Origin of the sequence: Streptomyces sp. NPDC046985 (genome assembly GCF_040644415.1) — a bacterium.
Lineage (GTDB): Bacteria > Actinomycetota > Actinomycetes > Streptomycetales > Streptomycetaceae > Streptomyces.
The window spans coordinates 502,130-515,179 of the sequence record NZ_JBEYWK010000001.1 but is presented as its reverse complement, the minus strand read 5'-3'; the positions used below and the strand labels follow the sequence as shown (position 1 = coordinate 515,179).

Sequence of the window (13,050 nt, the reverse complement as noted above, 5' to 3'; positions counted from 1 at the left end):
GGGGTGGATTGCGCGTACGGCCCGCCCTCTCGTCCGGCGGCCCGGCTCTCATCCCCCCGTCCCTCCCACGTTCACGCACAGCCCGACGATCGGCAAGCACAGGCCCGTTCCGTCGTCGTCCCCTCCCGGGGCGGGCGGCGGGGACTGCGGGGGACGGTGCGTGCCGTGACCGGGGGCGGGGACGGGCCACGGGGCCGGATGCGCCGGGGCGGACGGCGGGGCGCCGGTCGGCGACGTGCGGCCCGGCGGGGTCGCGGGGGGCGCCGGGCGCGGACGGTCCGGTGGGTTCGGGGCCTGCGGGATCGTCGTCGCGCCGGCCGCCGGAAGGGCGGAGGCGCGGCCTTCCGCCTGGCCCGCGCGCTCGGGAAGGACCGAGGACGCCGCGGCGGGCGAGGTCGGCGGCAGACCGGAGGAGTCGGAGACGGGTGTGCCGCTCTCGCCGCCCATGAGCGCGGTCGCCGAGGGCAGCGCGGCTGCACCGGCCCCGGCCGGGGCGGAGGAGCGGGCCGACGGGTCGGCCGGACGCGCCGGGGCGGCGGACGCGTGGGGTTCGGCTTCGGCCGTGCCCAGGCCGCCGCCCGCGTACTCCGGGGCGAGGCGTACGAGGCTCAGCGCCCCGGCGGCCAGCGCCAGGGCGCCCGCCGCGATGAGCGCCTTGCGCCGCCCGGTGCGGCGGTGCCGCCCGCGGACACGGAACGGGAGCACGGGACTCCGCGCACCGGAAGCACGGGATCCCCTCGGGGTGCCCGCACCCGTGGGGATGACGGGACCCGGGTGCCCAGGAGCGCCCGAGCCCGCGGGCGCCTCTGCACCCGCGGGGGCGCCTGGAGTCACGCGAGTGCCCGTGCCGTCCGCCGCGCCGACGCCCGCTGACGTACCGGCGCCCGCGCCCGTAAGGGTGCCCGCGCCCGCAGGAGCGCCCGTGCCGGTGTCGTGCGGTGAACGGGCATCTGCATCGTCCGCCGTACGGGCGCTCGGATCCGCGCGCGTGCCAGTGCCAGCGCCTGCGTCCGCTGACGTAGCCGCACCCGCGCCCGCATCGTCCGCCGTACCGGCGTCCGCGGCCACCGATGGTCGGGCGGTTATGCCGGCTCTCTCGGCTTTGGTCGTGTCGGTGGTCATGGCCGTCCTCCCGGTGCGCTCCCGCCCCCGTTGCGCCGTGGCGGACGCACGCTATGCGCTGGCGCGCGAGCGACGAACGCGTTGGCTCGGAAATCACCCGAACGGGGGTACGCCGCCGAGGAGTGAGGCCCTTCCCCGTGCGCGCTCCGGCTGCGATGATCGGGGCGTACGAAGTTAACCCGCGTTAACCGGAGGGTGTCATGGGCGAGGAGCGGTTCGGGGAGTTCGTGCTGGTGCGGCGGCACGCGTACGTCGCGGAGCTGGTCCTCGACCGGCCGAAGGCCATGAACGCGGTGTCGACGGAGATGGCCCGCGCGATCGGCGGCGCCTGCGCCGCGCTGGCCGCCGACCCGGACGTGCGTGCGGTCGTCCTCTCCTCGACGCACGAACGGGCGTTCTGCGTCGGCGCCGACCTGAAGGAGCGGAACTCGTTCAGCGACGCCGACCTGGTCCGCCAGCGTCCGGTCGCGCGCGGGGCGTACACCGGCGTGCTGGAGCTGCCGATGCCGACGATCGCCGCGGTGCACGGGTTCGCGCTCGGCGGCGGCTTCGAGCTGGCGCTGTCCTGCGACGTGATCGTGGCCGACCGCACGGCCGTGGTGGGGCTGCCGGAGGTATCCGTGGGAGTGATCCCCGGCGGCGGCGGCACGCAGTTGCTGCCGCGCCGGGTGGGCGCCGCCCGCGCCGCCGAGCTGATCTTCACCGCGCGTGGCCTGGAGGCCGCCGAGGCGCATGGTCTGGGCCTGGTGGACTGCCTGGTGGACGAGGGGCGGGACCGGGAGGAGGCGCTGGAGCTGGGCGCGCGGATGGCGGCGAACTCGCCGGTCGGCCTGCGCGCGGCCAAGCGGGCGCTGCGGCTCGGGCAGGGGCTCGATCTGCGCGCCGGACTGGAGGTCGAGGACGCGGCCTGGCGCTCGGCGGCGTTCTCCGAGGACCGCGCGGAGGGCGTCGCGGCGTTCAACGACAAGCGCGCCCCGCGCTGGCCGGGACGCTAGGGCGTGTTGCGAAAGTCCCGTCTGCCCGGCGGGCGGACGACGCTCCTTTCGCAACACGCCCTAGTGCTGTGACCGGAGAGGTTCACCGGCTCGCGGCGCCCGCCACGGCGCCTCGCCGCGTCGTCGCACCGCCCGCGTCCGTCCAGTACGCGGGCAGTGCTCCGCCTCGCCCAGTGCGCGGGCAGTGCTCCGCCTTGCGAGGCGCCGCACCGGACGCCGCAGCTCTCGGGCAGACCTTTCCGGCGACAGCACTGGCGCGGGGGCGGGAAAGCGGCGTCAGCGCTGGGGCCGGAAGGGCGCGCCGCGAGCCGGTGGGCCTGACCGGCCGCAGCGCCGGCACCGCGCCGGCCTGGACGGTGCACCCGCGCGCACGGCCTTCCCGGCCGCAGCGCGCCGGCCGCCGCGGCGGCGCCCCGACCGTCGCGCCGATGTCCCGCTTTGCGTGGAACGTACCTAGCCTGGGGTGATGGGCGAGAACAGGCGGCTGGCCGCCGTCGTGGCGTTGGCGCAGGGGATGGCAGCGGCGCACACTCCGCGCGAGTCGTGGCGGGCGGCGGCGCTCGGCGCGTGCCGGGCGCTGGAGGGGAGCTTCGCCGCGCTGTCGGTGTGGGAGCGCGAGTGCGGCCGGCTGCGGGTCCTGGCGAACGTGGGGGACCGGGCGGCCGGGGAGGAGGAGTTCCCGGAGGCGGAGACCTATCCGGTGCACCAGTTCCCGGAGATCACCGAGTTCCTGCACGAGCGGTGGGCCTCCGGCGGCGAGCCGGACGCCTGGGTGGAGACGGCCGGCGAGCCGGGCGCCTGGGTGGAGACGGCCGAGGGCGCGGCCGCCGGGCGCCCCGGCTACAGCCACCGGCGAGTGGACGCCCTGCGCCGCCGGGGCCGCGGCTGCTGCGTGGTCGCGCCGATCGTGCAGCACGGCCGCGCCTGGGGCGAGCTGTACGTCGCCCGCGCGGCCGGCGTGCCCGTCTTCGACCGTGCCGACGCCGACTTCGCCACCGTCCTGGCCGCTGTGGCGTCCGCCGGGCTCGCGCAGACCGAGCGGCTGGAGGAGGCCCGCAGGCTCGCCTTCACCGACCCGCTCACCGGACTGGCCAACCGCCGCGCCGTGGACGTACGCCTTGAGGAGGCGATCGAGCGGCACCGCGCCGACGGGAGCGCCGTCAGCCTCGTCGTCTGCGATCTCAACGGCCTCAAGCGGGTCAACGACACCCTCGGCCACGCGGTCGGCGACCGGCTCCTGGAGCGGTTCGGGTCCGTGCTGTCGCTGTGCGGGGCGATGGTGCCGGGCGGGCTCGCGGCGCGCCTGGGCGGCGACGAGTTCTGCCTGCTCGCGGTGGGGGCGCCGGTCGACGAGGTGGTCAAGGCCGCCGAGGAGCTGTGCCGGCGCGCGGCCGAGCTGGAGCTGGGGGAGGGCGTCGCCTGCGGGGTGGCCTCGACGCAGGACGCCGTCGGGCCCGTACGCTCGGCCCGGCGGCTGTTCCGGCTCGCGGACGCCGCGCAGTACCGGGCGAAGGCCCTGCGCTCGGACCGGCCGGTGGTAGCGGGCCGCGAAGGACCCGGGGATCCGGTGGTCCGCCTCGCCGACGCGCCGTCCCCCGCGCCCGCGGACCCGGCCGAGCGCCGCCGCTTCCGGGGCCGCCGACCGCAGGAGCGGCGGCGGTGAACCGCCCCCGCGTCCGGGCGAGCGGCGCCCCCGAGCACGTAAGGGGCGCCCCCGAGCACGTAAGGGGCGCCCCCGAGCGCGACTAGTGACATCATCACATTCACTGCGTACGCTCCTGAATATGGATATGCACACTGTGGTGGTGGGGACGTCCGGAGTCACCGCGTCCGACGTCCTCGCCGTGGCGCGCGGCGGCGCGCGGGTCGAACTGTCCGACGAGGCGGTGACGGCCCTCGCGGCGGCCCGGGAGATCGTGGACGCGCTGGCGGCCAAGCCCGAGCCCGTCTACGGCGTCAGCACCGGCTTCGGCGCCCTGGCGACCCGGCACATCAGCCCGGAGCTGCGCGCCCGGCTTCAGCGCAACATCGTCCGCTCGCACGCCGCCGGTATGGGACCGCGGGTGGAGCGCGAGGTCGTGCGCGCGCTGATGTTCCTGCGGCTCAAGACCGTCTGCTCCGGCCGCACCGGCGTCCGCCCCGAGGTGGCGCAGACCATGGCCGACGTCCTCAACGCCGGCATCACCCCGGTCGTCCACGAGTACGGATCCCTCGGCTGCTCCGGCGACCTGGCGCCGCTCTCGCACTGCGCCCTCACGCTCATGGGCGAGGGCGACGCCGAAGGCCCGGACGGCGTCGTGCGGCCCGCCGCCGACCTGCTCGCCGAACACGGCATCCAGCCCGTGGAACTGCGCGAGAAGGAGGGCCTCGCCCTGCTCAACGGCACCGACGGCATGCTCGGCATGCTGGTGATGGCCCTCGCCGACCTCGACGCTCTCTACCGGTCGGCCGACGTCACCGCCGCCCTCACCCTGGAAGGGCTGCTCGGCACGGACAAGGTGCTCGCCCCCGAGCTGCACGCCATCCGCCCGCACCCGGGCCAGGCCGCGTCCGCCGCCAACATGCTCGCGGTGCTCAAGGGCTCGCAGCTCACCGGCCACCACCAGGACGGCGCCCCGCGCGTCCAGGACGCCTACTCCGTGCGCTGCGCCCCGCAGGTCGCGGGCGCGGGCCGGGACACCCTCGCGCACGCCCGCCTCGTCGCCGAGCGCGAGCTGGCCGCCGCCGTCGACAACCCCGTCGTCCTGCCCGACGGCCGGGTGGAGTCCAACGGCAACTTCCACGGCGCCCCGGTCGCCTACGTCCTGGACTTCCTCGCCATCGCCGCCGCCGACCTCGGCTCCATCGCCGAGCGCCGGACCGACCGGCTGCTGGACAAGAACCGCAGCCACGGCCTGCCGCCGTTCCTCGCCGACGACGCAGGCGTGGACTCCGGGCTGATGATCGCCCAGTACACGCAGGCCGCGCTGGTCAGCGAGATGAAGCGGCTCGCCGTCCCGGCGTCCGCCGACTCCATCCCGTCCTCCGCCATGCAGGAGGACCACGTCTCCATGGGCTGGTCGGCGGCGCGCAAGCTGCGCACGGCGGTGGACGATCTGACCCGGATCATCGCGATCGAGCTGTACGCCGCCGCCCGAGCCGTCGAGCTGCGCGAGGGGCTGGCGCCGGCGCCCGCGAGCCGCGCTGTCATCGACGCCGCCCGCGCGGCGGGCGTGGCGGGCCCCGGCCCGGACCGCTTCCTGGCGCCCGACCTCGCCGCCGCCGACGCCTTCGTGCGCGACGGCCGCCTGGTCGCGGCGGCCGAGACGGTCACCGGCCCGCTTCAGTAGCCGGGGGGCGGTCACCGGGCCGCGCTCGTTGACGAGGGGGTCACCCGGCCGCGCTCGTAGGCGAGAGGGCCACCCGGCCGCGCTCGTAGGCGAGAGGGCCACCCGGCACGGAGGTCGTCTCGCGGCCCGGGAGCGGCCTGGCGGGGGAAGGAGGGGCGCCCCCGGCGGTCCCCGGCGGGAGAAGGAGGAGCGGCCCGCGAGCGACCCCGGCGGAACAGGGGGAAGCGGGCCAGCGGGAGGAAGCGGGCCAGTGCGAAAAGGGGAGCGGCCCCGACAGCGGGCCGCGCTCAGAAGCCGAGGCGTTCGCGGCGTATCGAGTACACGACGAAGCCCGCCCCGAGGGCGAGGAAAGCGGTGCCGCCGACGACATAGGGGGTGGTGTCCACGCTTCCCGTGTCGGCGAGTCCGACGCCGTCCGGCGCGTGCAGGGCCGCGCTCGTGCCGTCCGGCGCCGCTGCGGCGGACCGCCGGCCGTCCGCGGTCGCCGGCGCGTCGGCTGAGACGGCCCGGCCCTGCGTGCGGACGTGCGCCGCCGACCGCGCGCCGGTCGCTCCGACCGGGGCGTCCGTCGCGTGCGCGGAGGGTACGAACCACAGGGCGCCCAGCAGGGTGCCCGCGGCGGTGGCGGTCAGCAACGTGCGGCGTGCGGATGACACGGAATATCGATCCCCCTTGTGGCGTTGGCGAATTGGCCGTGTGGGCCGATGGTAGTGAACTCACGGGTCACGGGAAAGTCACAGCGGGTTTGAAGCGCTCATGACGGGCGAGGGAACCGTGAGATCGTCCCCGAATGACCGTGATGGCCCGGACGGACCGCCGGGACGGGCGCGTTGTGACGGAAGACACCATGACCCCGCCGACGTTTCTTGACACGCCGTTCGTACTGGCCAGCGGAGTGCGGGAGGCGACGCGGCCCGCACCGGTCCCGGCGCCGCCGCGAACGGCCGGCCGGAGGGCCTGGAAACGCCGGGCGAAACCCTGGCGCGGCGGGCGAACCGGGCGCGACCCCGGCTCGCCTGGGAGAACGCCCGGCGAGGATGATGTCGACCGGCAGGCGCACCGCCCCGATCCCGCCCGTCCACGGCCGTGGACGTGGCGAGGCCCACATCCGTGCGGTCTGGGGAACGGGACGAATCGGTCGTAGCGTTGATGAATCGTGACCGGGGGCGCGAGGGTCTTGGGGAATTCGGCAACGATGGAGAAGCGTTTGATGACGAACAGTAAGCGACGCAGGTCCGTGACGGCCGCGTCCGCACTGCTCGGCGGTGTTCTGGTGCTCACGGCCTGTTCCGGCAGCAGCAACGCGGTCGGCGGCGGCGGAGGCGACACCTCCCGGGCCAAGTCCGACCAGGCGGCGGCACAGGAATCCTCCGAGGCCCAGATCAAGATCACACCAGCGGACGGCTCCGACAACGCCTCGATCAACAACTCGGCGGCCGTGGCCGTCGCTCAGGGCACGCTGACGAGCGTCACCATGACCACGGTCGACGGCAAGGCGGTCCAGGGCCAGATATCCGCCGACAAGAAGAGCTGGAAGCCCAGCGCCCAACTCGACCGCGCCACGACCTACAAGGTCGCCGCGACCGCGACGGACGCCAAGGGCCGCGCCGCGCACGAGAACGCCTCGTTCAGCACGGTGGCCCCGGCGCACAGCTACATAGGCTCCTTCACGCCGGACGGCGGCACCACGGTCGGCGTGGGCATGCCCGTGTCGATCAACTTCGACAAGTCGATCACCGACAAGGCGGCCGTCCAGAAGGGCATCACCGTCTCCTCCAGCAGCGGCCAGGAGGTCGTCGGCCACTGGTTCGGCGGCAACCGCCTGGACTTCCGGCCCCAGTCGTACTGGAAGGAAGGCTCCACCGTCACGCTGAAGCTGAACCTCGACGGCGTCCAGGGCGCCCACGGGATCTACGGCGTCCAGCAGAAGACGGTCACCTTCCACATCGGCCGCAACCAGGTGTCCTACGTCGACGCGAAGACCAAGCAGATGAAGGTCACGCAGGACGGCAGGACGGTCAAGACCATCCCGGTCTCCGCCGGCGCCCCCGACCACACCACGTACCAGGGCCAGATGGTGATCGCGGAGAAGTTCAAGCAGACCCGGATGAACGGCGCGACGGTCGGTTTCACCGACGACGACGGCAAGGGCGAGTACGACATCAAGGACGTGCCGCACGCCATGCGCCTGACCACCTCGGGCACCTTCATCCACGGCAACTACTGGGGCGCTCCGTCCGTCTTCGGCAGCGTCAACACCAGCCACGGCTGCGTGGGTCTCCAGGACAAGAAGGGCGCCGGCGACCCCAACACCCCGGCCGCCTGGTTCTTCGACCACTCGCTGACCGGTGACGTCGTGGTCGTCCAGCACACCGGCGACAAGACCGTCGCCCCGGACAACGGCCTCAACGGCTGGAACCTGAGCTGGGCGCAGTGGAAGGCCGGCTCCGCCGCCTGACGCTCCGTCCGCGATCTCAACGGCGCCGCCCTCCGGGGCGGCGCCGTCGTCTGCGCGGTCGCCTCCGCGCGGCCCCGTTCCCTCCGCGCGGCCCCGTTCCCTCCGCGCGGCCCCGTTCCCTCCGCGCCGCCTCGCTCCCTCCGCGCCGCCTCGCTCCCTCTCGCTCTCCCTCCGCGTGGCGCCGTTCCCTCTGCGCCGTCGAGGTCCCCGCCCCGGCGCTCTACACCGGCGCCGTCCCCGCCCGGGTCGCGTCCGTGCCCCAGCTCGCCAGCAGGCGCAGCGCCTCCGCCGACTCCGAGCCGGGCTCGGCGTGGTACGCGACCAGGGACAGGTCGGCGCCGCCGGCGACCTTGAACGACTGGTAGTACAGGGCGAGTTCGCCGACCAGCGGGTGGCGCAGGCGCTTCAGCCCGTGGCTCTTCTCCTTGACCTCGTGGGCGGCCCACAGTCGCCGGAAGTCCTCGCTCTTCACCGACAACTCGCCGACCAAGGCGGACAGTCGGGGATCCTCCGGATAGCAGCCCGCCTCCATCCGCAGCGCGCACACCACGTCGATCGCCTTCTGCTCCCAGTCGACGTACAGGTCGCGGTACTCGGGCTTGAGGAAGACCATCCGCGCCCAGTTGCGCTCCTGCGCGGGCAGCTCCGACCAGTCGCCGAAGACCGCCGCCGCCATCCGGTTCCACGCCAGCAGCTCCGCACGCCGTCCGACGACGTACGCCGGGACCGCGTCCATCATGTCCAGGAGCTGCCGCAGCGCGACGCGCACCTGCTGGGCGGACGCGGACTGCCTCTTCTTGTGCTGGGGCTTGGCGAGGTGGGTGAGGTGGGCGTGCTCGGCGTCGGTGAGGCGCAGCGCGCGGGCGATGGAGTCCAGCACCTCCGCGGAGACGTTGCGCCCGTTGCCCTGCTCCAGCCGCGTGTAGTACGCCGCCGAGACCCCGGCGAGCTGGGCCAGCTCCTCGCGGCGCAGGCCCGGAACCCGGCGGCGCCCGTACTGCGGCAGGCCGACGTCCTCCGGTCGCAGCCGGGCGCGGCGGCTGCGCAGGAACTCGCCCAGTTCCGCCCGCCGGTCCAGCCCGGCCGGAGCCTCCCCCGCGGCGCCCGCGGCGCCCGGGGCGGCTTCCGCGGCGGAGGCCGGGCCGGGGCGAACGGGGTGGTCAGGGCGGGCGGGGCGGTGTTCCATACGCCCAGTATCCGTGGTCGTACGCACATCAGCCTGACCCCGCCCGTGGTAGGCACGCCGAACGTAGGCAAAGGCGTGACCTGGGTGAACAGCGGTGTTCGGGGCACCCTGGAGACTGCGTCCGGACGACACCCGCCGGGCACGGCAACCGCTAGGAGAACTCCCGTCATGACCACCGTCGCCGCATACGCCGCTCCGGCCGCCAAGGCCCCGCTGGAGCGCACCACCATCGAGCGCCGTGCCGTCGGCGAGTTCGATGTGCTGATCGACATCAAGTTCGCCGGCATCTGCCACTCCGACATCCACCAGGCCCGCGAGGGCTGGGGAGAAGCGATCTTCCCGATGGTCCCCGGCCACGAGATCGCCGGCGTCGTCTCCGAGGTCGGCCCCGGCGTCACGAAGTACGCCGTAGGCGACCGCGTGGGCGTCGGCTGCATGGTCGACTCCTGCCGCGAGTGCGACAACTGCAAGGCCGGCCTGGAGCAGTACTGCGTCCAGGGGTCGGTGTGGACGTACAACGGCGTCGGCAAGGACGGCGAGCCGACCTACGGCGGCTACTCCGAGAAGGTCGTGGTCGACGAGAACTTCGTCGTCCGCATCCCCGAAGGCCTGTCCCTGGACGTGGCCGCCCCGCTGCTGTGCGCCGGCATCACCACCTACTCGCCGCTGCGCCACTGGAACGTGGGCCCCGGCAAGAAGGTCGCCGTCGTGGGCTTCGGCGGTCTCGGCCACATGGGCGTCAAGATCGCGCACGCGCTCGGCGCGGAGGTGACGGTCCTGTCGCAGTCCCTGCGCAAGAAGGACGACGGTCTGCGCATGGGCGCCGACCACTACTACGCCACCAGTGACCCGGCGACCTTCGAGGAGCTCAAGGGCGCCTTCGACGTGATCCTCAACACCGTCTCGGCGCCGTTGGACTTTCCCGCGTTCCTGTCGCTGCTGGCGACGAACGGCGCGATGGTGAACGTCGGCGTGCCCGAGGAGCAGGTCGACATCCCGCTGGCGGGCCTCTTCGGCAACCGCCGCAACCTGACCAGCTCCAACATCGGCGGCATCCCGGAGACCCAGGAGATGCTCGACTTCTGCGCCGAGCACGGCCTGGGCGCCGAGATCGAGCTGATCGGCGCCGACAAGATCAACGAAGCGTATGAGCGGGTGATCGCCAGCGACGTCCGCTACCGGTTCGTGATCGACACGGCGACGATCTGAGCCGTCGTCGGCGGGCCGCCGCCCGTCGGTGACCGGGCGCGTTCCGTGCGCCCCGTGCGTTCTGTGTGCCCGGCGCGTTCCGTGCGCCCCGCGCCCCTCGGCCGGACCCCCGGCCGGGGCGCACGTGCGTGCCGGGCGTCGGGCGTCGGCCGGGCAGCATCGGCCTGTCGGGTGGGCGGCCCGTCGGCCCGTCGGTCGGTAGGTCGGTCGGGCGGCTTCGGCCCTCGGTCGGGCGCGGTGGCTCGTCAGTGGGGGAGCGTCGCCGGGCTGCCGCCGTTCGCCTCGTAGCCCGCCACCGCCAGTGCGCGGTAGACCGCGAACTCCGCGGCCGGGTCCTCGGACAGGACCCAGGGCAGGGCGCCCACGTGCCCGTCGACGTGTATGAGCTGGTCCATGGCCTCCGCCCAGCGCTCGGAGCGGACCAGGAAGCAGACCAGCAGGTGGCGGACGTGCGCCAGCACCGGGTCGTCGGCGCGGGCCGCCTGCACCGCGAACAGCGCGCCGTGCACCGCCTTGATCACCACCTCGCTCTGGTAGAAACCGCGGACCAGGTTCAGCTCGGGCAGGTGCTCGAAGACGGCGAACAACGGGAGCGCCGCCAGCAGCGACCCTCGGGGCGCGCGGGCCGCGGCCGCTTCGGCGAACGCCGCCGCCAGCTTCCGCGAGCCGTGCCACTTCTCGCACCAGTAGTGCAGGGCCGCCAGGTGCGCGCCCATGTGGTGCGGCGCGCGGTCCAGGATCTTCAGCCACAGCTTCTCGAACTCCGCCTGCGTGTCGTTCAGTCCGCGCGCCGCCGACAGCTCGATGACGTACGGCACCGGGTCGCCCGGGGCCAGCAGCGCGGCCTGGCCGCACGTCTCCCGGGCCTCCTCCATGATGATCCGGAACTCGTCCGTCCCCGGCGTCGCCGTCCGCCACGCCTGCTGCACCAGGAACTCGGCGTGCACCGCCGCGCCGCCGGGATCCTTGGGCTGCTCGGCCCGCCACACCCGAAGCCACTGGCCGCCCGGCGTCTCGTGCACCCCTCCCGGCCGCCGGGCCAGCTCCAGCGCCGCGGCCCCCGCGAACGCCTGCACCCGCTGCCAGCGCAGCTCGCCCTCCGCGCCGGTGCCGGCCAGGAGCTGGGAGGCGGCGCGGTAGTCCTGCGTGCGCTGCACCAGGTCCAGCACGTCCAGCAGGTCCTGGTCGGGACCGGGCATGCGGACGTCCAGCTCCTCCTGGGGCACGAAGCCGTAGTTCGCCGGGTCCGCGGCGTCCGGGTGCCCCGGGTGCACCTGCTCGATCGCACCGCGCCTGCGCCGCGTCAGGGACAGCAGCACGAAGCTCAGCATGACCAGCGCCGTCAGGACCCAGAGAATCTCCATGGGACAAGCGAACCAGACCGCGCCGACAGTTGGCCAACCTGCGTCCGCCGCCTGTGGACAACCCCGTCCGGCCGGGGCCCGAGCCTGTGGACAACTCGGTGCGGCGCTGTCCGGGACGGCGGACGACCGGGTGCGGCACGGTCCGGGACGGCGGACGGCGGACGGCGCCGGTTCGCCCCGGTGGACGGCACCGCCCCCTCGGGCGCATTACTCTCGGGCCCATGAGCGACAGGCACATCAGTGAGCACTTCGAGACCCTCGCGATCCACGCGGGCAACACCGCGGATCCCCTCACCGGCGCGGTGGTCCCGCCGATCTACCAGGTCTCGACCTACAAGCAGGACGGCGTGGGCGGCCTGCGCGGCGGCTACGAGTACAGCCGCAGCGCCAACCCCACCCGGACCGCCCTGGAGGAGAACCTCGCCGCCCTGGAGGGAGGCTGCCGAGGGCTCGCGTTCGCGTCCGGACTGGCGGCCGAGGACTGCCTGCTGCGCGCGCTGCTCAGCCCCGGCGACCACGTCGTGATCCCGAACGACGCCTACGGCGGCACGTTCCGGCTGTTCTCCCGGGTCGTCTCCCGCTGGGGCGTGGACTGGTCGGTGGCCGACACCAGCGACCCGGCCGCCGTACGGGCCGCGATCACGCCGCGCACCAAGGCGGTCTGGGTGGAGACCCCGTCCAACCCGCTGCTCGGCATCACCGACATCGCCGCCGTCGCTCAGATCGCCCGGGACGCGGGTGCCCGGCTCGTCGTCGACAACACCTTCGCCACGCCCTACCTCCAGCAGCCGCTGGCGCTCGGCGCGGACGTCGTCGTGCACTCGCTGACCAAGTACATGGGCGGCCACTCCGACGTGGTCGGCGGCGCGCTGGTCGTCGGCGACGCCGCGCTGGGCGACGAACTGGCCTACCACCAGAACGCGATGGGCGCCGTGGCCGGTCCGTTCGACTCCTGGCTGGTGCTGCGCGGCGCCAAGACCCTCCCGGTGCGCATGGACCGGCACAGCGAGAACGCCGAGAAGGTCGCCGACATGCTGTCGCGGCACCCGCGGGTGACGCGCGTGCTGTACCCGGGGCTGCCCGAGCACCCCGGCCACGAGGTCGCCGCCAAGCAGATGCGGTCGTTCGGCGGCATGGTCTCCTTCCAGGTCGAGGGCGGCGAGGCGGCGGCGGTCGAGGTCTGCGACCGCGCCAAGGTGTTCACCCTCGGGGAGTCCCTGGGCGGCGTCGAGTCCCTGATCGAGCACCCCGGCCGCATGACGCACGCCTCCGTCGCGGGCTCCGCCCTGGAGGTCCCCGGCGACCTGGTCCGCCTGTCCGTCGGCATCGAGAACGTCGCGGACCTGATCGAGGACCTTCAGCAGGCCCTCGGTTAGCCGGTCGGCGC

The 13,050-nt window shown here is 74.2% G+C and carries 10 protein-coding genes; 6 read left to right on the top strand and 4 right to left on the bottom strand.

Features of this window, described 5'->3' with window-relative positions; genetic code table 11:
- Window positions 1–48: 48 nt before the first annotated feature.
- Window positions 49–705: a hypothetical protein gene (locus tag ABZ861_RS02230; RefSeq protein ID WP_361622171.1), complete on the bottom strand. Its 657-nt coding sequence runs from the start codon at window positions 703–705 to the stop codon at window positions 49–51.
- A gap of 617 nt (window positions 706–1,322) precedes the next feature.
- Between ABZ861_RS02230 and ABZ861_RS02225 the strand changes: the two genes are divergently transcribed.
- From ABZ861_RS02225 to hutH, 3 genes are all read left to right on the top strand, one after another.
- On the top strand, window positions 1,323–2,117 hold the full coding sequence (locus ABZ861_RS02225) for an enoyl-CoA hydratase-related protein (RefSeq protein WP_361622169.1): 795 nt from the start codon (window positions 1,323–1,325) through the stop codon (window positions 2,115–2,117).
- A gap of 466 nt (window positions 2,118–2,583) precedes the next feature.
- A complete protein-coding gene (locus ABZ861_RS02220) occupies window positions 2,584–3,780 on the top strand; it encodes a diguanylate cyclase (protein WP_361622167.1) in 1,197 nt (398 codons plus the stop codon).
- A 127-nt stretch (window positions 3,781–3,907) separates the two neighbouring features.
- Window positions 3,908–5,446 carry a histidine ammonia-lyase gene (gene hutH / locus ABZ861_RS02215; protein ID WP_361622452.1) on the top strand — a complete coding sequence of 513 codons (1,539 nt, stop codon included), beginning with the start codon at window positions 3,908–3,910 and terminating at the stop codon, window positions 5,444–5,446.
- A gap of 287 nt (window positions 5,447–5,733) precedes the next feature.
- On the opposite strand, the gene ABZ861_RS02210 is transcribed toward hutH, so the two are convergent.
- Window positions 5,734–6,102, bottom strand: coding sequence for a hypothetical protein (locus ABZ861_RS02210; protein WP_361622164.1), 369 nt, complete (start codon window positions 6,100–6,102; stop codon window positions 5,734–5,736).
- A 554-nt stretch (window positions 6,103–6,656) separates the two neighbouring features.
- On the opposite strand from ABZ861_RS02210, the gene ABZ861_RS02205 reads away from it, so the two are divergent.
- Entirely contained in the window at window positions 6,657–7,904 is a 1,248-nt protein-coding gene (locus ABZ861_RS02205) for an Ig-like domain-containing protein (protein ID WP_361622161.1), read from the top strand.
- Between the two features lie 220 nt (window positions 7,905–8,124).
- Here ABZ861_RS02205 and ABZ861_RS02200 read toward each other — a convergent pair whose 3' ends face one another.
- Complete coding sequence (locus tag ABZ861_RS02200) at window positions 8,125–9,090, bottom strand: helix-turn-helix transcriptional regulator (RefSeq protein WP_361622158.1); 966 nt, start codon at window positions 9,088–9,090, stop codon at window positions 8,125–8,127.
- Between the two features lie 168 nt (window positions 9,091–9,258).
- Between ABZ861_RS02200 and ABZ861_RS02195 the strand changes: the two genes are divergently transcribed.
- Window positions 9,259–10,299, top strand: a complete 1,041-nt coding sequence (locus ABZ861_RS02195; protein WP_361622155.1) for an NAD(P)-dependent alcohol dehydrogenase — start codon at window positions 9,259–9,261, stop codon at window positions 10,297–10,299.
- 245 nt (window positions 10,300–10,544) lie between these two features.
- On the opposite strand, the gene ABZ861_RS02190 is transcribed toward ABZ861_RS02195, so the two are convergent.
- A complete protein-coding gene (locus ABZ861_RS02190; protein WP_361622152.1) occupies window positions 10,545–11,663 on the bottom strand; it encodes a hypothetical protein in 1,119 nt (372 codons plus the stop codon).
- Between the two features lie 221 nt (window positions 11,664–11,884).
- Between ABZ861_RS02190 and ABZ861_RS02185 the strand changes: the two genes are divergently transcribed.
- Complete coding sequence (locus ABZ861_RS02185; protein WP_361622149.1) at window positions 11,885–13,039, top strand: cystathionine gamma-synthase; 1,155 nt, start codon at window positions 11,885–11,887, stop codon at window positions 13,037–13,039.
- Window positions 13,040–13,050: the final 11 nt, after the last annotated feature.

Excerpts from the sequence above, each read along its gene's own strand:
- ABZ861_RS02225 (WP_361622169.1), top strand. The coding sequence starts at position 1,323 with ATGGGCGAGGAGCGGTTCGGGGAGTTCGTGCTGGTGCGGCGGCACGCG.
- ABZ861_RS02220 (WP_361622167.1), top strand. The coding sequence starts at position 2,584 with ATGGGCGAGAACAGGCGGCTGGCCGCCGTCGTGGCGTTGGCGCAGGGG.
- hutH (WP_361622452.1), top strand. The coding sequence starts at position 3,908 with ATGCACACTGTGGTGGTGGGGACGTCCGGAGTCACCGCGTCCGACGTC.
- ABZ861_RS02205 (WP_361622161.1), top strand. The coding sequence starts at position 6,657 with ATGACGAACAGTAAGCGACGCAGGTCCGTGACGGCCGCGTCCGCACTG.
- ABZ861_RS02200 (WP_361622158.1), bottom strand. The coding sequence starts at position 9,090 with ATGGAACACCGCCCCGCCCGCCCTGACCACCCCGTTCGCCCCGGCCCG.
- ABZ861_RS02195 (WP_361622155.1), top strand. The coding sequence starts at position 9,259 with ATGACCACCGTCGCCGCATACGCCGCTCCGGCCGCCAAGGCCCCGCTG.
- ABZ861_RS02190 (WP_361622152.1), bottom strand. The coding sequence starts at position 11,663 with ATGGAGATTCTCTGGGTCCTGACGGCGCTGGTCATGCTGAGCTTCGTG.
- ABZ861_RS02185 (WP_361622149.1), top strand. The coding sequence starts at position 11,885 with ATGAGCGACAGGCACATCAGTGAGCACTTCGAGACCCTCGCGATCCAC.